We start from the raw sequence: 23095 nt of genomic DNA on the forward strand, positions 1-23095 counted from the left end.
TTGTATTTTTATTATGATATTTGGAACTAAAAGAGTAATTCAATACTAAAAATATCTGAAATTTTCAATTTTTTAAAAAACTATATTGACGCATCCTTAACTTTTTCCTATACTTCATATCATACGAATTTAATCAGAATTAGATAAGGGTGAACATAGTGATTGAATTTCAGGGTGTAAATAAAGTATTTCGAAAGAAACGAGAAACCATCCACGCTTTAAAAGATGTTTCTTTTAAAATTGATGCGCGTGATGTGTTTGGTGTGATTGGTTATAGTGGTGCTGGTAAAAGTACACTAGTACGTTTAGTTAACCAATTAGAACAAGCTACAGAGGGCCATGTTATTGTAGATGGACATGATATTAATACATATAGTGAAAAAGAACTTCGCAACGTAAAAAAAGATATAGGAATGATTTTCCAACATTTTAATCTTTTAAATTCTAAAACCGTTTTTAAAAATGTAGCAATGCCATTGATACTGAGTCACAAAAGTAATTCTGAGATTAAAGAGAAAGTTGAAGAAATGCTAGAGTTTGTGGGACTTGCAGATAAGAAAAATCAATTTCCAGATGAGCTTTCCGGAGGACAAAAACAACGTGTTGCAATTGCAAGAGCACTTGTAACAAATCCTAAAATATTATTGTGCGATGAAGCGACAAGTGCATTAGACCCTGCGACAACAAGTTCTATTCTTCAATTACTTAAAAATGTGAATGAAACATTTGGGGTTACGATTATGATGATTACTCACGAAATGAGCGTGATTCAAAAAATCTGTAATCGTGTAGCTGTAATGGAACACGGGGAAGTTGTAGAAATTGGTACAGTAAAAGATGTGTTTAGTCATCCGAAAACGAAAACAGCACAAAATTTTGTATCAACAGTTATTAGTACAGAGCCTTCTAAAGCATTACGTGCCTCATTTGAAAGAGCAGATAATCATTATACAGATTACAGACTTTTCTTAGATAAAAAGCAAATTGATTATCCATTAATGAACGAGTTAATAAACCAATATGGTTTTAATGTAAATATTCTATTCTCGTCTATGTCAGATATTCAAGATGAAACGATTTGTTATTTATGGTTACGCTTTGAACACGATGCACAATTTAGTCGTGACACGGTAGAATCATATTTTAATGAGCGACATATTCATTATGAGGAGGTGCGTTAAATGTTTGGTTCAAGCATAGAGTCATCTCAATTAATGCAAGCATTGTATGAAACACTTTATATGGTAACAGTATCATTAATTATTGGTGCATTGATTGGTATCCCATTAGGTATTTTACTTGTAGTCACTCGAAAACATGGAATCTGGCCTAATGTCGTTATTCACCAAATTCTTAATCCAATTATTAATATTTTAAGATCTATTCCATTCATCATTTTATTAATCGCAATTGTACCTTTTACTAAATTAGTTGCAGGTACGTCAATCGGTACGACAGCTGCAATTGTTCCACTTACAGTATATGTAGCACCATATATTGCGCGTTTAGTAGAAAATTCACTTTTAGAAGTAGATGATGGCATTATTGAAGCAGCAAAAGCTATGGGAGCATCACCACTTCAAATTATTCGTCATTTTTTATTGCCTGAAGCATTAGGTTCACTTGTACTAGCTATTACTACAGCGATTATTGGTTTAATTGGTAGTACAGCTATGGCCGGTGCTGTAGGTGGCGGTGGTATTGGAGATTTAGCGCTTGTTTATGGTTACCAACGCTTTGATACATTGGTCATTATTATTACAGTTGTCGTTCTAGTTATTATCGTACAAATTATTCAGTCATTAGGTAACTTTATTTCTAGAATAATTCGCAGAAATTAGTTATTTAAATAAATTATTTTAATATTGGGAGGCAGTTTTTAATGAAGAGAATAATCGGTTTATTATTAGCATCTATTATTGTCCTTGCGGCATGTTCAGGCGGAGGAAATAGTAAGAAAGTAACAGTTGGCGTAGCATCAAATGATACTGCTGCTTGGGAAAAAGTAAAAGAATTAGCAAAAAAAGATGATATTGATTTAGAAATTAAGCACTTTTCAGATTATAACGTACCTAATAAAGCATTAAGTGATGGAGATATCGATATGAATGCATTCCAACACTTTGCTTTCTTAAATGAATATAAAAAAGCACATAAAGATGCAAAAATTGAAGCAATTAGTACAACCGTATTAGCACCTTTAGGCATCTATTCTAAAAAAGTAAAAGATATTAAAGATGTTAAAGATGGCGCGCAAGTGATGATTCCAAATGATGTTTCTAACCAAGCGCGTGCTTTAAAATTATTAGAATCAGCAGGACTTATTAAATTAAAAGATAACTTTGGTTTAAGTGGTACAACAAAAGATATTAAAGATAACCCTAAACATTTAAAAATTAAAGAAGTAGATGCTCAACAAACTGCACGTGCATTAGATGATGTTGATATTTCAGTTATCAACAATGGTGTAGCAACGAAAGCAGGCTTAGATGCTAAGAAAGATCCAATTTATTTAGAAAGTTCTACTTCAGATGCAGTTAAACCATACATTAATTTAATTGCCGTTAACTCAAAAGATAAAGATAATAAAACATACAAAAAAATTGTAGATCTATATCATAGTAAAGAAGCACAAGAAGCATTGAAAAAAGACACTAAAGATGGCGAAAAAGCAGTCGATTTATCTCAAAAAGAAATTAAAGACATTGAAGATAGCTTAAAATAGTAAGTTAAAAATTGTAGAATATCAATCGTTGTTTAGTCGTTTAGCATGTATCGTAGGTTAATGAATTAAAAATACACATATATCAAGCTTTTTTCGACTCTTGGAGTGGGACAGCTAATTCAAACATGAATTCTGTCTCGCTCTTTTTTTATATCATTTTCAATAGTATCATAAATTTTTGATTAAATATAATCACATTAAAAAAATCCTTATTTGCGTTATGCAATAATTAGACTAAAGAAATTGATTTTTATAAAGTTTTAAATTTATAAGTATCGTACTAAAATTTCATCATTATGTAATCAAATTGAAATGGAATATTATGATGAAATATATTAATTTATATAAGTAGACTACTTGAGTAGAAAAAATTAAAGTTAAAGCACTAGAATTAACGTAATAAAACTAAGCGTTAATACAACAATTGTCATGAGGACATGTCAAAGATAAGCATAAAATTAAGGAGGCGCTTATTTATGAATAAAAAAGTTCTTGCAACAGCAATTATTGGAACTGGGGCATTTAGTACAATATTTGCACATCAAGCAGAAGCAGCAACAACTCACACCGTAAAAAGTGGAGAATCATTATGGTCTATTTCAAATCGCTATGGTATAACAATAGCTAAATTAAAATCATTAAATGGTTTGACATCAAATCTTATTTTTCCAAATCAAGTATTAACTGTTTCAGGCTCTAGTTCATCCCATTCTTATAGTAATAACTCAAGCAGTACATATACAGTAAAAAGTGGAGATAGTTTATCATCAATTGCTAGTCGCTATGGTACAACGTACCGCCATATTATGGAATTAAATGGACTTCATAGCTTTTTAATTTTTCCAGGTCAAACATTAAAAGTTTCAGGGACAGCACGTTCGAGTAGCCACACACAAAGTAGCTCAAATTCATCTAGTTCTTCAAGCTACTATACTGTGCGTTACGGTGATTCATTATCGGGCATCGCTTGGAAATATAATACGACATATCAAAATATTATGCGTTTAAATGGGTTAAATAATTTCTTTATTTACCCAGGTCAAACATTACGCGTAAGCGGCACAGCATCATCAAGTAGTAATACAAATAGTACAAGTTCATCATCAAATTATTATTATCATACACCGATTTTTAATCATAGAAATTTATATGATTGGGGTCAATGTACATGGCATGTCTTTAATCGTCGTGCTCAAATCGGTAAAGGTATTAGTACATATTGGTGGAATGCAAATAACTGGGATAATGCAGCTGAAAGAGATGGCTATAGAATTGATTATCATCCTACTGTAGGATCAATTGCTCAATCAGATGCTGGCTACTATGGTCATGTTGCATTTGTAGAACGCGTCAATAGTAATGGAAGTATTTTAGTATCTGAAATGAACTTTAGTGCAGGTCCAGGAATTTTAACATATCGTACAATTCCAGCCTATCAAGTTAGACAATATAAATTTATTCATTAGTAAAAAAAATGAAGGAAATGGGACAGAATTCATTTTGAATCCGTCGTCCTACCTTGGCAACGTATCCCTAATTTGCGTTGGACATAGACTTTCTTATTGAAAGTCTTTATGTTGGGAATCCGGGACTAGAATTGAAAAAAGCTTGATACAAGCGTATTTTTACTTCAGTCATCGACTGCCAATATATTAAAAATGCCTAAGACAATTCATTATGTCTTAGGCTCGTTTTTTTATTCGAAATGATAATCTTCTTTCACTTTTCTAAAGCTTGAAGCTAAGCGTGTCACATTAACAATAAATGAGATAAATGATGTGAATTTACGGAATTTACGTGGTGATCTCATAGAAACTATAAAATCGAACACAGTACCCGCTGTGCTAAGTGCTAGTGATAGATAAACTAAATTTTTATTTTTTGCACTATATTTAAGTCCATTATATCCATCCACAATAAATCCTGCTGTACTTACTAAACTAGATAAGCGTGAAAGTTTTGATTGTTTTGCCATCATACAAGACCTCCATAAAAATAAAAAACAAATCTGAATGTTATACCACTCATTAAGAATTTGTCCCAATGTTTGTTTTAATGTATGTTAATATCATACTAAATTAAATTATTTTTTTGAAGTGAGAATATTTTAATAAGGATGAATAGAATGATTAAATGTGTATGTTTAGTGGAAGAAACAGAGGACCAAATTTTACTGGTACAAGTGCGTCACAGAGAAAAATATTATTTTCCTGGTGGGAAAATTGATGAAGGTGAAACGCTCTTAGAAGCTATTCAAAGAGAAATTGAAGAAGAACTACAACTTCATTTTTCTCAAGATGATTTTACATATATTGGAAAAGTGATTGGTGAAGCCTATCCTCAACCAAATACTTTGACCGAATTAAATGGATTTAAGGTTAATCGAAGTATTAATTGGAATGAAGTTCAAATTGATAATGAAGTTACTGATATTCGTTGGTTCAATAAATTTGATACACAATATATCGCACCAGCTGTAATTAAGTGGATTGAAACATTTTCAACATAAGTATTGAATAAATAAAACAGTGACATTTGATGCTTTCAATCATTAAATGCCACTGTTTGGTCTTTACTATTTTATATCTTCGTTTAAGGATGAAGTAGTAATGTGGTGATCTGTTTGTTTAAGTTGATGATATTTAATCAACCGAGCACTAACCCAAGCCGTGATAGGAATACTTAACGCGACTGCAATGCCACCTAATAAGATTGAGATAAACTCTTGAGCAAAAATTTTAGAATTTAAAATATGCCCAAATGAATAATGAAGTTGAAAAAACCAAAAGAATAATGTTAATTGTCCACCAAAATAAGCTAAATAAATTGTATTAGCGGAAGTAGCAAGAATTTCTCTGCCCACACGCATACCAGATTGAAATAATTCTTTACGAGAAAGATTAGGATTGGTTTCATTCAACTCATACATTGGTGAACTTATTGTAATCGTTAAATCTATTACAGCAGCGATGACAGCCAACATAATAGTAAAAACAGAGAATTGTAGCATATTTATATCAATATTCATTGAAAATATATAGGTTTCATCTTGTTGTTCTGTAGCAAAACCTTGTAGATGACCAAATTTTACAGATAAATAGACGCCTATGATAAGAAGCACTGTTGTTACTATCGTTCCGATAAATGCGGCTTGTGTTTTGATATTGTAACTATTTAAAATAAAAAGGTTACAAGCAGCAGTCACAAGACAAAAAGTAAAGGCTATTAGGTAGATTGGCATGCCAAACAGAATGAAAACAATACTAATAATAAGAATAATAAAATTTAAAAATAAAGTGAGATAGGAAATGAGTCCTTTTTTACCGCCAAGCAAAACCATTAAAATAAAAAGTAATAGTGCGAGTAAAAAAATTGTAGTCATCGACTTACTCCTTTCCACTTAAATATAGTGACCATAAGTCCTATGGTTATAGGAATGGTCAATACAATACCGATACCACCAGTCAGTGCACGTGTCATTTCTAGAGACCAGTTCATAGATATTGTGTAAGTAAATGTATTCGCATTTTTTAAGTAAATTAATACCATAGCTAGACTACCTGATAAATATGAAAATAATAAGATATTGGTCATGGTACCCATAATATCTTGGCCAATATGACGTCCAGCTAAAACCCAACGAGCCATTGAAATGTGAGGCGTACGCTGGAGAATTTCGTACATTCCACTAGAAATTGTAATGGCTACATCCATCACCGCTCCTAATGTTCCTATAAGAACAGAAGACATAAAGACATCTTTTGGAGGTAGCGTTAAAAAACTCATTGTTTCATATTTGATGCCATTACCACCTGTAAACTGAATTAATAATTCAGTAATCCCTACACATAAAAACGTTCCAGATAAAGTAGCAACTATCGTAACCCAAGTTCGTTTTTGCCACCCAGTTACTAATACTAATGTAAGAATAGTTGATAAAATAATGGCTATACTCATTAATAAAAATAAATTTGTACCTGAAAAAGTATTATGAATGCCTATGGAAACAATAATAAACGCAGTGTTAAATAGTAGAGATAGAATTGATTGTAACCCTACATTTTTGCCTACAATTAAAAGTGTCACGATAAATATGCCTACAATCGCCACAGTAAGGCCATCGCGTTTTTTTTCTAGAATGGTAGCGTCAGATGGACCTTTTTGTATATGTAATAATACTTTTTCGTTTTTAGCAAATTGCTCTGAATCTGCTTGAGATTTTACAAAATGATTATTAACAGTTGTGATCTCGTTTTTATACTTACCGTTTAGAATGCGTATAGTTAATCGTTGATTATATTTTGTGTCAGTATTATGATGCTCGTCTGTGACTTTTTGACCATGACTTGTTTCGATATTTGTGATTTTACCAATAGGTATTTGATAAAATGAAGCATTAAAAAATGTAAAAATAAATAATCCAATCATTATGAAAGTAACAATAATAATTAGACGATGAGTGTTTTTAATTTTAGAAACATGAAGTGTCTTTATATTCATTAAACCTAAACCTCTTTTTAATTATATAATTTACCCCTTTATTGCAATAAAGTAAATATATGCGTGTTCAAAATGATATTCAATCACATGTTATGTGTTAGTGTTCGTTACAAGACCTAGTGATATGTTGAAACTTTATTTAGCAATGTTTGAATGAGATGAAATAGATTAAAGATATCTACTTTTTTATTGTCTTTTTTAAATACCACACAAAATGAACGTTTTAATTCTGTATGTGATAAAGAGATATCCTCTAATTGTTCAGATGAATGATCCAACGATATATAATCAGGTAAGAGTAGATGGCCACGACGTTGTTTTAATAGATACTGACCAAGAGACTTTGTACCTAGTGTATATATAGGTACTTTAATTACAGATTCTAATCGTTTTTTAATAGAATCAGGAAAATCGTGAAGTGTATATAAAGGATTTTTTTCAAATTGTTTAAGTTGTGTTAAGGGCGGATTAAATGATAAGGCAATAGCATCGTCTTTAGGTACGTATAAATGATATGTTTCTTCATATAAAGACGTAATTGAAAGAGTTGAGTTTGCTTGTAGTTCAGATGTATTCTCAACAATAGCTATATCAATTTTTCCTGAATTTAAATAGTCTACTATCTGAGTATGATTCATTAAACTAGGTATAATGTGACTATCATATTCTCTTTCAAACGTTTGAATAATAGGTGTAATCATATGAGAAGCATAACTTTCTTCAAAACCTAAATTGATATGATGAGCGTTTTTAAGTTGTTCTTGTTGAAAAAGTGCAACTGTTTCATCAAGTTGTTCTAGTATGTGAGTTGCTTGTGTTAGTAACGCTTTACCGTGCGAAGTAAGATATATATTGCGACCTTGTCTATCAAATAATGGGACTTGTAATTCTTTTTCAAGTAAATTGATTTGGCGACTAATTGCAGATTGAGCAATATTAAGTTCCAATGCAGCCTCAGAAATATGTTCACGGCGAGCCACTTCAACAAAGTATCGTAATTGTTTAATTTCCATATTTTACCTCCTTAATCTAAGTATATCGTAAATATTCTAATTATTAGAATGATATCATCTATTTAATATATTGTTCAGATAAATATTTTACATTATATTAATTGTTATTAACAGTAAATTTTCTGAAAATTCTCAAAAGGAGTGGGCATCGTGTTTAAAGATAGACTAAAAAGAGGATTATATGATTACCGTGAGGAACATGATGCATGTGGAATCGGTTTTTATGCCAATATGGATAATTTAAGATCTCACGATATTATTGAAAAGTCATTAGAAATGTTGCGTAGATTAGACCATCGAGGCGGTATTGGAGCTGATGGTATTACTGGTGATGGCGCAGGAATTATGACAGAAATTCCCTTCGAATTTTTTAAAAAACATACTCATTTCGACTTACCTAATGAAGGTGAATATGCGGTAGGTCTTTTTTTCTCTAATCAAAAAGTTTCAGGTACACAGCATGAAACTGTATTTAACCAATACTTTAACGATGAAGGATTGAAAGTAATTGGTTATAGAGATGTACCTGTAGATACACAAGCATTAGCAGAACATGTTGCTTCTACAATGCCTTATGTACAACAAGTGTTTGTAGATTTAAACCAACATGAAACGCCTGTTAAACAGCTTTATTTAGCACGTAAACAAATTGAACAATATGCAGAACGCGAACATTTAGATTTATATTTTACAAGTTTATCTCATAAAACGATTGTCTATAAAGGTTGGTTACGTTCAGATCAAATCAAGACGTTATACCTAGACTTAAACAATGAGGATTATCAATCAAAATTAGGACTTGTTCATTCTAGATTTAGTACGAATACATTCCCTAGTTGGAAACGTGCACATCCTAACCGACTTCTTATGCATAACGGAGAAATTAATACGATTAAAGGTAATGTTAACTGGATGCGTGCTCGTCAACGTCAACTTATTAATACTTTATTTGGTAATGAAAGTGAAAAAATTCAAAATATTGTTGATGAAGACGGAAGCGACTCAGCTATTGTAGATAACGCGTTGGAGTTTTTAAGTTTAGCAATGGAGCCTGAAGAAGCGGCGATGTTACTTATACCAGAGCCATGGTTATATAATAAATCCAATGATGAACATGTACGTGCATTTTATGAATTTTATAGCTATTTAATGGAACCTTGGGATGGCCCAACAATGATTTCATTCTGTAATGGCGATAAAATTGGCGCATTAACGGATCGAAATGGATTACGACCAGGACGCTATACAATCACTAAAGATAATTTTATTGTTTTCTCATCTGAAGTGGGTGTGATTGATGTTCCAGAAGAAAACGTTGCTTTTAAAGGACAATTGAATCCTGGGAAATTATTGCTCGTTGATTTTAACTCTAATAAAGTCATCGAAAATAACGAACTTAAAACTCATATTGCACATAAATATCCTTATAAAGATTGGATTGATCAATACAAGATTGATTTAGAATTAGACGAAGTTCAATATCAACGTCAATTATTAGATGAAGCAACACTGTTTAAAGTACAAAAGCAGTTTGGCTACACTAAGGAAGATATTCATAAATATATGACAGATCTTTTGATAGGAAAAAAAGATCCTATTGGTGCCATGGGGTATGATGCGCCGCTCGCAGTACTAAATGAACGACCAGAATCATTATTTAACTATTTTAAACAACTGTTTGCTCAAGTAACGAATCCACCTATCGATGCTTATCGTGAAAAGATTGTAACAAGTGAGTTATCTTATCTAGGTAGTGAAGGAAATTTACTTCATCCAGAACCGAATGTCTTAAATCGTATACAGCTTACTAAACCGGTTCTTACATTAAATCAATTAGATAAAATTGAACAAAGTAAGTTTAACGTGAAACATTTATCGACCCTGTATCAAGACATTTCACTCGAAGAAGCTTTAAATCATATAGGAGAAGAAGCGATTCAAGCTACAAAAGAAGGTTACACAATTTTAGTGTTAGATGATAGCGCACTTATCAATACAACTCAATCGTTGCATTATGCTATGCCGATGTTATTAGCTGTAAGTCATATTCATCAATTACTTATTAAAGAAGATTTACGTATGAGTACAAGTATTGTTGCTTTATCAGGTGAAACACGTGAAGTGCATCATGTTGCTTGTTTACTTGGATATGGTGCTAATGCAGTCGTTCCCTACTTAGCACAACAAACGATTGCTCATTTAACTGATAGTCATCATCTTGAAGGTTCGATTTCTGAAAATGTTGAAACATATACAAATGTTTTATCAGAAGGCGTTATTAAAGTTATGGCTAAAATGGGTATTTCTACCGTTCAAAGTTATCAAGGCGCACAAATATTTGAAGCAGTAGGCTTATCTCAAAATGTGATTGACACTTACTTTACAGGAACACAATCTAAATTATCAGGATTAAGTATTGAACAAATTGATGAAGAAAATAGAAAACGTCAAAGTAATGAAGAAGAATATCTAGCTTCTGGTAGTAACTTCCAATGGCGTCAACAAGGACAACATCATGTATTTAATCCAACCACGATTCATTTATTACAACATGCCTGTCGTGAAAATGATTACGAGCAATTTAAAACATTTACTAATGCTGTGCATGACAATAGACACGACCATTTACGTGATTTACTAGAATTTAAATCTCAATCATCAATTCCTATTGAGCAAGTAGAATCTGTAGAATCGATTGTAAAACGTTTTAACACAGGTGCTATGAGCTATGGTTCTATTTCTGAGGAAGCACATCAAACTTTAGCAAAAGCGATGAATAAATTAGGAGGAAAAAGCAATAGCGGTGAAGGAGGGGAAAATCCTAAACGATATGTCATTCAAGAAGATGGCAGTTATTTATCAAGTGCGATTAAACAAGTTGCATCAGGACGATTTGGTGTAACTAGTGAGTATTTACAACACGCTAAAGAATTACAAATTAAAGTAGCTCAAGGTGCAAAACCTGGTGAAGGTGGACAACTTCCTGGCACTAAAGTATATCCTTGGATTGCTGAAACACGTGGATCTACACCAGGTATTGGGCTTATTTCTCCACCACCACACCATGATATTTATTCAATTGAAGATTTAGCGCAATTGATTCACGATTTGAAAAATGCAAATAAAGATGCTGATATTGCTGTTAAACTTGTATCTAAAACAGGTATAGGAACGATTGCTTCAGGGGTAGCTAAAGCATTTGCAGATAAAATTGTAGTCAGTGGTTATGACGGTGGTACGGGTGCATCTCCTAAAACAAGTATTCAACATGCCGGATTACCATGGGAGCTTGGTTTAGCAGAAACACATCAAACATTAAAGTTAAATGATTTACGTAGCCGTGTACGTTTAGAAACAGACGGTAAGTTATTAACAGGTAGAGATGTAGCATTAGCGTGTGCATTAGGAGCAGAAGAATTTGGTTTTGCAACTGCACCTCTTGTTGTTCTCGGATGTATTATGATGAGAGTGTGTCATAATGATACTTGTCCAGTAGGAATAGCAACGCAAAATAAAGATTTACGTGCGCTTTATAGAGGTAAAGCGGATCATGTTGTCAATTTTATGCATTTCGTCGCTGAAGAATTAAGAGAAGTTCTCGCGGAACTTGGCTTGAAAACAGTCGAAGAACTAGTAGGACGTACTGACTTATTACAACGTTCTCGTCATATTAATCCTAAATCTAAAGCTGCATCACTTGATATTGAGAAATTACTTCATGCAGTTGATGGACCGAACACAAAAGAAATAGCTCAAAATCATCATTTAGATATTGGGTTCGATTTAAATTATTTATATAAAGAGGCAAAACAAAGTATTGAAAATGGTGAAACATTTAAAGGACAATATACAATTAATAATACTCAACGAAATGTTGGTGTAATTACGGGTAGTTATATTACGAAGCAATATGGTAGTAAAGGTTTACCTGAAGAAACGATTATTGCAGAAACGATGGGCCATGCTGGGCAAAGTTTAGGTGCATTTGCTCCTAAAGGACTATTAATACATCATACTGGAGATGCTAATGACTATGTAGGAAAAGGGTTATCTGGTGGAACAGTTGTTGTGAAAGCACCAAAGCATGCTCGTGAAAATGAAATTATTGCAGGTAATGTATGCTTCTATGGAGCCTCTAGTGGTAAAGCCTATATTAATGGTAGTGCTGGAGAACGTTTCTGTATTCGTAATAGTGGTGTTGATGTAGTTGTTGAAGGAATTGGAGATCATGGTTTGGAATATATGACAGGTGGACATGTTGTTATACTTGGTGATGTTGGCAAAAACTTTGGCCAAGGTATGAGTGGTGGAGTATGTTATATCTTCCCAAGTGATATCGAAGCATTTAAAAAAGCGAACCAACTTCCAACATTAGCATTTAAACGCGTGCAACATGATGAAGAAAAGCAGTTACTTAAATCAATGTTAGAAGAACATTATCGTTATACAGAAAGTACAAAAGCTAAAGATATCTTAAATCAATTTGAGAATGTCACTGAACATGTCATAAAAGTAATTCCAAAAGATTATGAATTAATGATGCAAAAAATCGAGTTACAACATCGTCATTTATCAGAAGATAACGAAGCAAAATTAGCTGCATTTTATGATCATCGCACATCGATTGAAAAAGACTTGCAACCAGCTGTGATTTATTAAAGAAAGGAAGGAAAAGTTATGGGTGAGTTTAAAGGGTTTATGAAATATGAGAAACAATCATTAGCAGAATTGTCACTCATTGAACGTTTAGAAGGACACGAAGCGTTCCAACAACGATTTTCTAGAGAAGAAGCCTCTATTCAAGGGGCAAGATGTATGGATTGTGGAACGCCATTTTGTCAAACTGGACTTCCTTTCGGACGAGAAACAATTGGTTGTCCAATAGGAAATTATATACCAGAATGGAATGATTTAGTGTATCATCAAGACTTTAAAGAAGCATACGAACGTCTAAGTGAGACGAATAATTTTCCTGAATTTACAGGACGTATTTGTCCTGCACCATGCGAGCAATCATGTGTTATGAAAATTAATCGTGATTCTGTAGCAATTAAAGGTATCGAACGCACGATTATTGATGAAGCTTATGACAATGGATGGGTAAAACCAAAATATCCAAAAGAACACAAAAATCAGAGCGTGGCAATTGTTGGAAGCGGTCCTGCGGGATTAGCAGCTGCGGAAGAATTAAATCATTTAGGCTATCAAGTTACGGTCTTTGAAAGAGCAGCTGAGCCAGGTGGTTTATTAATGTATGGTATTCCAAATATGAAGTTAGACAAAACTGTGGTTCGACGTAGAATTGAAATCATGCGTGAAGCAGGTATTACTTTCAAGACAAATACTAATATCGGTGTAGATATAACACGTGATGAATTAGAAGAACAATTTGATGCGATTATATTATGTACTGGTGCTCAAAAAGCACGTGACTTGCCTTTAGAAGGTAGAATGGGACAAGGTATTCACTTTGCTATGGATTACCTTACTGAGCAAATGCAAGTTCTAAATGGTGAGATTGAAGAAGCTTCAATTACGGCTAAAGATAAAAATGTAATTGTTATAGGAGCAGGGGATACTGGAGCAGACTGCGTAGCAACTGCTTTACGCGAAAATTGTAAATCTATTGTACAGTTTAACAAGTATACAAAAGCACCAGAAGAAATTACATTTGAAAGTAACACGTCTTGGCCTTTAGCATTACCTGTATTTAAAATGGATTATGCTCATAAAGAATATGAAGCACGATTTGGAAGAGAGCCTCGTGCATATGGCGTTCAAACTATGCGATATGATGTAGATGCGATTGGTAATATTCGCGGTGTTTATACCCAAATTTTGGAAGAAACACCTGAGGGTATGGTAGTGGTTGATGGTACAGAAAGACACTGGCCAGCAGATTTAGTATTATTATCAATCGGATTTGAAGGAACTGAAACAACAGTACCACGATCATTTGATATTAAAACTAAACAAAATAAAATCGTAGCAAATGAGCAGGATTATCGTACAAATCAAGAAAAAGTATTTGCTGCAGGAGATGCACGTCGTGGACAAAGTTTAGTCGTGTGGGCAATTAAAGAAGGACGAGCTGTAGCTAAATCAGTAGATCAATATCTCAAACAAAAAGTTTTAGCATAATAATATAAAAATATTGACTTCCAATGAATAATATTATATGATGGTTATTGTGTTCATTGGAGGAATACCCAAGTCCGGCTGAAGGGATCGGTCTTGAAAACCGACAGGGCCTTAACGGGCCGCGGGGGTTCGAATCCCTCTTCCTCCGCCATTATCATTAAAATCCAAGACTAATCAATATAAAGAAGATAAGCACTCAGTAACTTACTGAGTGCTTATTTTTATGTACTAAATTTTTAAAAAATCAAATCATTTAATGAAAGCCTTTACATAACTTGTCTAGACAAGTTATACTTTGTTTAAGTTAGAAACAAAGGAGTGGACATCGTGGGCGTAAAAAGAAAAGATGTACAAGATATTGTTCAAGCAATAGGTGGAAAAGAAAACGTAGATACTGCTACTCATTGTGTAACGCGATTACGATTAGTTTTGAAAGATGATAATAAAGTAGATAAGGAAGCTTTATCTAATAATACGCTTGTTAAAGGCCAATTTAAAGCTGACAATCAATATCAAATTGTTATTGGTCCTGGTACAGTAGATGAAGTGTATAAACAGTTTGTAAATGAAACCGGTGTAGAAACTGCATCTAAAGATGAAGCAAAAACTGCCGCTGCAAAAAAAGGCAATCCATTACAACGATTAGTAAAATTATTAGGAGATATTTTTATTCCAATTTTGCCAGCACTAGTAACAGCTGGTTTACTTATGGGGATTAATAATCTTTTAACTATGGAAAATTTATTTGGTCCTAAGGCCTTAGTGGAACAACATCATCAATTAGGTGATATTTCTAATATTATTAACGTCATAGCTAGTACAGCATTTATCTTTTTACCAGCTTTAATTGGTTGGAGTAGTATGAAAGTCTTTGGAGGTAGTCCAATTTTAGGATTAGTGTTGGGATTGATATTAATGCATCCTCAACTCGTTTCACAATATGATATAGCTAAGGGTCATATTCCTACATGGAATTTATTTGGTTTAGAAATTAAACAATTAAACTACCAAGGGCAAGTCCTTCCGGTACTTATTGCGGCTTATGTACTTTCTTTAATTGAAAAAGCACTTAATAAAGTCGTGCATGATTCAATTAAGATGCTTGTAGTAGGGCCTGTAGCATTATTAATTACAGGATTCCTATCATTTATTATTATTGGGCCTATAGCATTAGGTATCGGAACAGCGATTACAGGTGCTATACAATTTATTTTTGAACATGCGGGTTGGTTAGGTGGCGCAATTTATGGTTTCTTCTATGCACCACTTGTTATTACTGGGTTACACCATATGTTCTTAGCAGTGGATTTTCAATTGATGGGCAGTTCTTTAAAGGGAACTTATTTATGGCCAATTGTAGCCATTTCTAATATTTGTCAAGGATCAGCTGCATTTGGTGCATGGTTAATTTATAAACGTCGAAAAATGGCAAAAGAAGAAGGATTAGCATTAACATCTAGCGTTTCTGCTTTCTTAGGTGTCACTGAACCAGCTATGTTTGGAGTGAATTTACCTTTAAAAGTACCGTTTTTTGCTGCTATTTGTACATCGGGTGTTTTAGGAGCAGTCATTGGAGCAAATCGAGTACTTGGTAATGTAGGGGTAGGAGGCGTTCCAGCTTTTATTTCAATCCAAAGTAAATATTGGTATATTTATATACTTGTTATCCTATTAGCAATGATTTTGCCAGCAGTATTAACGGTGATTTTTTCTAAATTCACTAAAATTAAAGCTAAAGAAATGGTAGAAAATCCCAATGATATAAAATGAGGGTTATGAACTTTCATTATAAGATGTGAATAATTAATTATTTTGAAAAATATATTTTTAGATAAAGGTGGTATTAATATGATTCAAAACGATTGGCGAAAATCAGTAGTGTATCAAATTTACCCTAAATCTTTTAATGATACGACTGGAGACGGCAAAGGAGATTTGAATGGTATTATTGAAAAATTAGATTACATAAAGTATTTAGGCGTGGACTATATTTGGCTTACACCTATTTATGAATCTCCAATGAATGATAATGGTTACGATATCAGCGATTATTTTAAAATTAATGAAGAGTTTGGAACATTAGATGATTTTAAAAAATTGATTTATGAAGCACATCGTCGAGACTTAAAAGTTATGCTAGACATTGTAATTAATCATACTTCTACGGAACATCATTGGTTTAAGGAAGCAATTCATTCAAAAGATAATCCTTATCGAGATTTTTATTTTTTCAAATCATCAGCAGATGGACCACCAACAAATTGGCAATCTAAATTTGGTGGAAATGCTTGGGAATATGATGAGAAATCTGATGAATACTATCTACACTTATTTGATGTGACACAAGCTGATTTGAATTGGGATAATGAAAAAGTAAGACAAGCACTTTATGAAATGGTAAATTATTGGATTCAATTTGGCGTTGATGGTTTCCGTTTTGATGTAATAAACCTTATTTCTAAAGATGAATTTAAAAATTCAGAAGCCATCGGAAAAGAATTTTACACTGATGGCCCCCGCGTTCACCAATATTTACATGAACTCAACCGTCATACTTTTGGAAATAGAAATATGATGACAGTAGGTGAGATGTCTTCAACAACGATTGACAATTGTATTAAATATACACGTCCTGAGCGTCAAGAATTGAATAGTGTATTTAATTTTCATCATTTAAAAGTGGATTATAAAGATGGTGAAAAGTGGACAAATGAAAAATATGATTTTCTTAAATTGAAGAAAATTTTAATGGAATGGCAAGTAGGTATCCATAATGGTGGTGGATGGAATGCTATTTTTTGGTGTAATCATGACCAACCAAGAGTAGTATCACGATTTGGCGATGACACAAATGAATTGAATCGTCAAGCAAGCGCAAAAATGTTAGCTATTGTGTTGCATATGTTACAAGGGACACCCTATATTTATCAAGGTGAAGAAATTGGCATGACTGACCCTCATTATACATCAATACAAAAATATAGAGATGTAGAATCTCTTAATGCGTATACACATCTAAAAGAAGAAGGGATATCAGAAGAAGAAATCTTGACCATTTTATCCCAAAAATCGCGTGATAATTCGCGTACTCCTATACAATGGAATCAAAATGAAAATGCAGGATTTACATCTGGTACGCCATGGATAGATTTACCTAAGAATATAGATACGATTAATGTTGAAGATGCTATAAGTAATAAAGATTCAGTTTTACATGTATATCGTCAACTTATTAAGTTACGTCATCATCATGATATCATTACTTATGGAGATATTGAACCATTGTATATGGATCATCCACAATTGTTTATTTATCGTCGCAACTATAAAAATGATTCTTGGTTAATTATTGCTAACTTTTCAAATGAAGCTGTTAGGATTCCAGATGATATTGATATAGTAGGAGATATTATTATTCAAAGTGGTAAAATTCTTGACAATAAGATTTCACCATATGGTGCGATAGTAATTAGTAAGTCATATTAAGTGATAGGGTGAAAAAATAAAAATGGGTCAACAAAAATTTGCAGTAATTTATGAAAAGTTAAAAAAAGATATTTCTGAGGGAATATACTTATATGGTGAACAACTACCGTCAGAACGTGAACTTGTAGAAACATATCACTCATCTCGAGAAACGGTAAGAAAAGCACTTGAATTACTTGCAAATGATGGGATGATTCAAAAAATTAAAGGAAAAGGATCGATTGTTATTCAACAAGATATCACTGAATTTCCTTTTTCAGATTTAATTAGCTTTAAAGAAGTTAAAGAAAAGTTAAACTTAAATCATGAAACATATGTCCTTGTAAATGAAATAATAAAGGCGTCTGATGTTCCTTTAGTGAAAGAACAATTGGGTCTAAGAAATAACGACTTATTATGTCATGTAGTAAGAAGTAGAAGTGTAAATGGAAAAGTTAAAATATTAGATGAAGATTATTTTCTAACATCATTAGTTCCTAAAATATCTAATGAAATAGCTAGAAAGTCTATTTATGATTATTTAGAAAAAGAACTTCATTTAGATATTAGCTATTCTAATAAATCAATTACATTTGAACCATTTAAGGATTTTGAATATCAAGTGTTTGGTAAAGTGCACCATCCATATACAGCGACAGTAAGAAGTACCGTTTTTCTTAAAGATACGACGCGATTTCAATATAATGTTTCAAAGCATCTAGCAACAGAGTTTAAGTTTAATGAATTTTCTCGTCGACAAAATAAATAATAGTATTTTTGAATTGGTTTTTAACTTGAATGATTTATAAATAAATATACTATTTTACTTGCAACGTTAATACGTTTTATAGTATTATAAAACTTACCGTGCTAGGTGGGGAGGTAGCGGTTCCCTGTACTCGAAATCCGCTTTATGCGAGACTTAATTCCTTCGTTGAGGGTGTACTTTTGTGAAGTCTGCCCGAAGCACGAGGTGTTTGAAGATTTCGGTCCTATGCAATATGAACCCATGAATCATGTCAGGTCCTGACGGAAGCAGCATTAAGTGGACACTCATATGTGCCGTAGGGTAGCCGAGATTTAGCTATCGACTTCGGTAACGTTTATGATGTACACTCGATTCGAAGGTGCACGGTTATTTAATTTAAAATTAATCATTTCTATAAATATATATACTTTACGAGTGACTTTAATTTAAAGTCACTCCTTTTTTATATAAACTATAGAAGAACTTAGAATACAGATAAAGATTCTTAAATCATTTAAATAAGTTGTCATCGAACAACTATAAACATCATACTTATATACAGATATTCAAAATAGGCATGTTGAGAAAAACAAACACCCTAAATTATTTTTATAATGAGGGTTATGGGTGTATACACTGATACATTTACTCAATTCATTTAATAGAAATATGATTAGAAACATGTTAATTATAGGGGGAAGTTATGCAAGTTTATTTAAGTACTTTAACTGAAATGGATTATATCGAGACTTTAGAAAAACTTGAAAAACATTATACTAATAACAAAGGTTTAGATGGTAAATCACATAGTAAAATAATTTCTAATTTAAGAAAACAACCTACATATAATTATGAATTAGAAGTTATTGCGAAAAAAGAAGATGGGGACATTATAGGGCACATCATGCTAAATGAAGTGAATCTCATTGATAATGAAGATACATTTAAAGTATTACAATTATCTTCTTTGATTGTAGCAACACCTTATCGAAATCAAGGTATAGGAAAAGCTTTAGTGCAAGCTGTAGAAGAGCGTGCGAAAGCTCATCATTATACTGCTATTATTGTAGATGATTGTCCTGAGTATTTTACAGCGTTAGGTTATGCATCAGCGGCGCAACATCATATTATATCGAAAAATGATGATAAGTCTCTTTATGTGAAATTCTTGTGGGATCAATTAAGTGAATATCTACATGGGAAACTACAACCAATATCAATAGAAGTATAAAAAATTAATATATCAAAGATATTGCATGATATAATTGATAAGTAATTGTATTGGAGGTGCGACTGTGAATTATCAAGCTTTATATCGAATGTTTAGACCTCAAAGTTTTAATGATGTTGTAGGTCAAGAACATGTCACTAAAACATTGAGAAATGCTATTTCAAAAGAAAAGCAATCTCATGCATATATTTTTAGTGGCCCAAGAGGAACTGGTAAAACAAGTATAGCTAAAGTGTTTGCTAAAGCTATTAACTGTTTAAATCCCCATGATGGTGAACCTTGTAATGAGTGTGCAGTATGTAAAGGCATTACACAAGGAACAAATGGTGACGTTATTGAAATTGATGCTGCTAGTAATAACGGTGTTGATGAAATTAGAAATATTAGAGATAAAGTTAAATACGCACCTAGTGAATCAAAATATAAGGTTTATATTATAGATGAAGTTCATATGCTTACAACAGGTGCTTTTAATGCTTTATTAAAAACATTAGAAGAACCTCCAGCACACGCTATTTTTATTTTAGCAACAACAGAACCGCATAAAATACCACCTACGATTATTTCACGTGCACAACGTTTTGATTTTAAAGCGATTAGTACCGAACAAATTGTCGAACGATTACGTTTTGTTGCACAAGAACAATCACTAGATTATGAGGAAGCGGCATTAGAATTTATTGCTAAAGCATCAGAAGGTGGTATGCGTGATGCATTAAGCATTATGGACCAAGCAATTGCTTTTGGAGATGAGCATCTTACCTTACAAGATGTATTAGACGTAACGGGTAGTGTAGATGAAGCATCGCTTAATGAATTATTTAACGATATCGTTAATGGAAATGTAAAAGAAGCATTTTCTCGTTATCATCACTTTGTATCTGAAGGTAAAGAAGTAAATAGACTTATTAATGATATGATTTATTTCGTAAGAGATACGATTATGAATAAAACAATCAATGAACAAACAAGTTACGATGCCTTAACTCAATTTGATTTAGAAACGTTATATCATATGATAGATATTATAAATGATACGCTCGTTTCTATTAGATTTAGTGTGAATCAGAATGTACACTTTGAAGTGTTATTAGTTAAATTAGCTGAAATGGTGAAAACAAATCCTACGAAAGTAGAAAATGTAGCAACAACGCCTGTTGCTACAGAACCTAATAATGAAGTGTTATTACAAAGAATGGAACAACTTGAAAATGAGTTAAAAACTCTAAAAGCACAAGGTATTTCACAGAGTAATAAAAAGCACACACAAACAAACACACATTCTAGAAATAAACGTCAAAGTAAAGCGGCATTTTCTATGACGCAGATAGCTAAAGTGTTAGATGAAGCAAATAAAGAAGATATTCAACTACTTAAAGAACATTGGCAAGAAGTAATTGATTATGCTAAAAGTAATGATAAAAAATCTTTAGTCAGCTTATTGCAAAACTCAATTCCAGTAGCAGCAAGTAGAAAACGTGTATTAATTCAATTTGATGAAGAAATACATTGTGAAATTGTTAATAAAGATGAAGAAAAAAGGAAAAACATTGAAAGCGTCGTTTGTAATATCATTGATAAAAACGTTGAAGTAGTAGGTGTCCCTTCAGATCAATGGATGAGAGTGAGAAGCGAGTATATTAATCATAGAAAACAAAATGATCATCATTCTTCTGAAAGTACAAAAGATAATACTAAAGAGGAAACGTCTGATATTGCTCAAAAAGCGAGAGATTTATTTGGTGAAGATACTGTGAATATTATAGATGAATAATAAAATATATCAGTTTGTTTATAAGGTAAGTTGAATGAGTCATACATGACAATAAATATAAACGTATGTATAATGAAATATAAATTATAATAAAATTAATGTGAAAATTTAAGGAGGAAATGAATGATGCGCGGTGGCGGAAATATGCAACAAATGATGAAGCAAATGCAAAAAATGCAAAAGAAAATGGCACAAGAACAAGAAAAACTTAAAGACGAACGTATTGTAGGAACAGCTGGTGGCGGTATGGTTGCCGTAACTGTAACTGGTCATAAAGAAGTTGTAGATGTAGAAATTAAAGAAGAAGCAGTAGATCCAGATGATATCGAAATGTTACAAGATTTAGTTTTAGCTGCAACAAATGAAGCAATGAATAAAGCAGATAATTTAACGCAAGAACGATTAGGTAAACATACTCAAGGCTTAAATATTCCAGGAATGTAGGTTAAGTATGCATTATCCTGAACCGATTTCAAAACTTATAGATAGTTTTATGAAACTGCCAGGCATTGGTCCCAAGACGGCTCAACGTCTGGCTTTTTATACATTAGACATGAAAGAAGACGATGTCGTAAAATTTGCTAAAGCCTTAGTAGATGTTAAGCGAGAACTTACCTATTGTAGTATTTGCGGTCATATTACTGAAAAAGATCCGTGTTACATTTGTGAAGATAAACAAAGGGATCGTTCAATTATTTGTGTGGTTGAAGATGATAAAGATGTTATTGCAATGGAAAAAATGAGAGAGTATAAAGGCCTTTATCATGTATTACATGGATCTATCTCTCCAATGGATGGTATAGGACCTGAAGATATCAATATACCCACACTTATTGATAGATTAAAAGATGAAGAAGTTAAAGAACTTATATTAGCTATGAATCCAAACTTAGAAGGTGAATCGACCGCCATGTATATTTCAAGACTTGTAAAACCTATTGGAATAAAAGTAACGCGTCTTGCACAAGGATTATCAGTTGGTGGCGATTTAGAGTATGCTGATGAAGTAACGCTTTCTAAAGCAATTGCTGGTAGAACCGAAATGTAAATTTTTATGTGCTATTTATAGTAGATGAGTATTGAATAGCGAGGATATTCCGCCTTCAACAATACTAAATCACACTGTAAATAGCTTTTTTTAAAATTATTTTAAAAAATGTAAATTTTTAAAAGTTTGTTTTATGAGATAAAAGTAATGTAAAAAAAGTTATAAACTGAAAGAAAACAACTTTAATATTAACTATTAACAAATTATTTTATATAATGTTCGTGTTTTGTGGGTTAGTCTCTATCTTTCGCTCTTTGTAGTGTAATTTTTACCATTGTACATTTGGGAGAAACCCTGTATAGTATTTATTTGTTGAGCGAAACAAATCAACGAACATTAAACACACAAAAAAATTAATTTAAAAAAGTTGTTGACTTTCATATCGATAGCGAGTATAATTAATTCTTGTGTTGAAGAAATGAACATTGAAAACTGAATGACAATATGTCA

Annotated in this window: 18 protein-coding genes, 1 tRNA gene and 1 other RNA gene; 16 read left to right on the plus strand and 4 right to left on the minus strand. The window is 32.4% G+C overall.

The genetic code is table 11. The features are described from left to right. Nucleotides 1-158 precede the first annotated feature (158 nt). The 4 genes from HMPREF2629_RS04165 to HMPREF2629_RS04180 all read left to right on the plus strand — a co-directional run bounded on the left by HMPREF2629_RS04165 (nucleotide 159) and on the right by HMPREF2629_RS04180 (nucleotide 4191). Complete coding sequence (locus HMPREF2629_RS04165) at nucleotides 159-1181, plus strand: methionine ABC transporter ATP-binding protein (RefSeq protein WP_002447973.1); 1023 nt, start codon at nucleotides 159-161, stop codon at nucleotides 1179-1181. Then, nucleotides 1182-1841 (plus strand): methionine ABC transporter permease, encoded by a 660-nt coding sequence (locus HMPREF2629_RS04170; protein ID WP_017175194.1) that lies wholly within the window; start codon nucleotides 1182-1184, stop codon nucleotides 1839-1841. A gap of 41 nt (nucleotides 1842-1882) precedes the next feature. Continuing rightward, nucleotides 1883-2725, plus strand: coding sequence for a dipeptide ABC transporter glycylmethionine-binding lipoprotein (gene gmpC / locus HMPREF2629_RS04175; protein WP_002448016.1), 843 nt, complete (start codon nucleotides 1883-1885; stop codon nucleotides 2723-2725). A 476-nt stretch (nucleotides 2726-3201) separates the two neighbouring features. Beyond that, a complete protein-coding gene (locus HMPREF2629_RS04180; RefSeq protein WP_017175195.1) occupies nucleotides 3202-4191 on the plus strand; it encodes a LysM peptidoglycan-binding domain-containing protein in 990 nt (329 codons plus the stop codon). Nucleotides 4192-4421: 230 nt separating this feature from the next. Here the strand turns inward: HMPREF2629_RS04180 and HMPREF2629_RS04185 are convergent, their stop codons facing one another. Further along, on the minus strand, nucleotides 4422-4700 hold the full coding sequence (locus HMPREF2629_RS04185; RefSeq protein WP_048762529.1) for a hypothetical protein: 279 nt from the start codon (nucleotides 4698-4700) through the stop codon (nucleotides 4422-4424). A 150-nt stretch (nucleotides 4701-4850) separates the two neighbouring features. Here HMPREF2629_RS04185 and HMPREF2629_RS04190 point away from each other — a divergent pair, with 150 nt between their 5' ends. After that, the gene (locus tag HMPREF2629_RS04190) at nucleotides 4851-5234 is read left to right on the plus strand and encodes an NUDIX hydrolase (protein ID WP_017175197.1); all 384 of its coding nucleotides are present in this window, start codon (nucleotides 4851-4853) and stop codon (nucleotides 5232-5234) included. Between the two features lie 66 nt (nucleotides 5235-5300). On the opposite strand, the gene HMPREF2629_RS04195 is transcribed toward HMPREF2629_RS04190, so the two are convergent. From HMPREF2629_RS04195 to gltC, 3 genes are all read right to left on the minus strand, one after another. Continuing rightward, the gene (locus HMPREF2629_RS04195; protein ID WP_017175198.1) at nucleotides 5301-6107 is read right to left on the minus strand and encodes a YibE/F family protein; all 807 of its coding nucleotides are present in this window, start codon (nucleotides 6105-6107) and stop codon (nucleotides 5301-5303) included. After that, complete coding sequence (locus HMPREF2629_RS04200) at nucleotides 6104-7225, minus strand: YibE/F family protein (RefSeq protein WP_017175199.1); 1122 nt, start codon at nucleotides 7223-7225, stop codon at nucleotides 6104-6106. Before HMPREF2629_RS04200 ends, HMPREF2629_RS04195 begins: the two co-directional genes overlap by 4 nt. A 116-nt stretch (nucleotides 7226-7341) precedes the next feature. After that, nucleotides 7342-8238 carry a glutamate biosynthesis transcriptional regulator GltC gene (gltC, locus tag HMPREF2629_RS04205; RefSeq protein ID WP_049382438.1) on the minus strand — a complete coding sequence of 299 codons (897 nt, stop codon included), beginning with the start codon at nucleotides 8236-8238 and terminating at the stop codon, nucleotides 7342-7344. A gap of 150 nt (nucleotides 8239-8388) precedes the next feature. Here gltC and gltB point away from each other — a divergent pair, with 150 nt between their 5' ends. From gltB to recR, 11 genes are all read left to right on the plus strand, one after another. After that, nucleotides 8389-12897, plus strand: coding sequence for a glutamate synthase large subunit (gltB, locus tag HMPREF2629_RS04210; protein WP_070813169.1), 4509 nt, complete (start codon nucleotides 8389-8391; stop codon nucleotides 12895-12897). Between the two features lie 18 nt (nucleotides 12898-12915). Next, on the plus strand, nucleotides 12916-14379 hold the full coding sequence (locus HMPREF2629_RS04215; protein ID WP_017175202.1) for a glutamate synthase subunit beta: 1464 nt from the start codon (nucleotides 12916-12918) through the stop codon (nucleotides 14377-14379). Nucleotides 14380-14437: 58 nt separating this feature from the next. Beyond that, nucleotides 14438-14530, plus strand: a tRNA-Ser gene (locus HMPREF2629_RS04220). 176 nt (nucleotides 14531-14706) lie between these two features. Continuing rightward, nucleotides 14707-16149: a PTS system trehalose-specific EIIBC component gene (gene treP, locus HMPREF2629_RS04225; protein ID WP_070813170.1), complete on the plus strand. Its 1443-nt coding sequence runs from the start codon at nucleotides 14707-14709 to the stop codon at nucleotides 16147-16149. Nucleotides 16150-16227: 78 nt separating this feature from the next. After that, the gene (gene treC / locus HMPREF2629_RS04230; protein ID WP_070443495.1) at nucleotides 16228-17865 is read left to right on the plus strand and encodes an alpha,alpha-phosphotrehalase; all 1638 of its coding nucleotides are present in this window, start codon (nucleotides 16228-16230) and stop codon (nucleotides 17863-17865) included. Nucleotides 17866-17887: 22 nt separating this feature from the next. Then, on the plus strand, nucleotides 17888-18613 hold the full coding sequence (gene treR, locus HMPREF2629_RS04235; protein WP_070443493.1) for a trehalose operon repressor: 726 nt from the start codon (nucleotides 17888-17890) through the stop codon (nucleotides 18611-18613). Nucleotides 18614-18709: 96 nt separating this feature from the next. Continuing rightward, nucleotides 18710-18979, plus strand: an RNA gene (gene ffs / locus HMPREF2629_RS04240) — signal recognition particle sRNA large type. Nucleotides 18980-19295: 316 nt separating this feature from the next. Then, nucleotides 19296-19823, plus strand: a complete 528-nt coding sequence (locus HMPREF2629_RS04245) for a GNAT family N-acetyltransferase (protein WP_070813171.1) — start codon at nucleotides 19296-19298, stop codon at nucleotides 19821-19823. 64 nt (nucleotides 19824-19887) lie between these two features. Then, nucleotides 19888-21597 carry a DNA polymerase III subunit gamma/tau gene (gene dnaX, locus HMPREF2629_RS04250; protein WP_070813172.1) on the plus strand — a complete coding sequence of 570 codons (1710 nt, stop codon included), beginning with the start codon at nucleotides 19888-19890 and terminating at the stop codon, nucleotides 21595-21597. A gap of 126 nt (nucleotides 21598-21723) precedes the next feature. After that, nucleotides 21724-22041, plus strand: coding sequence for a YbaB/EbfC family nucleoid-associated protein (locus HMPREF2629_RS04255; RefSeq protein WP_002447964.1), 318 nt, complete (start codon nucleotides 21724-21726; stop codon nucleotides 22039-22041). 7 nt (nucleotides 22042-22048) lie between these two features. Further along, entirely contained in the window at nucleotides 22049-22645 is a 597-nt protein-coding gene (recR, locus tag HMPREF2629_RS04260; protein WP_002447967.1) for a recombination mediator RecR, read from the plus strand. Nucleotides 22646-23095: the final 450 nt, after the last annotated feature.

The organism is Staphylococcus sp. HMSC034C12 (assembly GCF_001835895.1).
Classification (GTDB): domain Bacteria; phylum Bacillota; class Bacilli; order Staphylococcales; family Staphylococcaceae; genus Staphylococcus; species Staphylococcus hominis.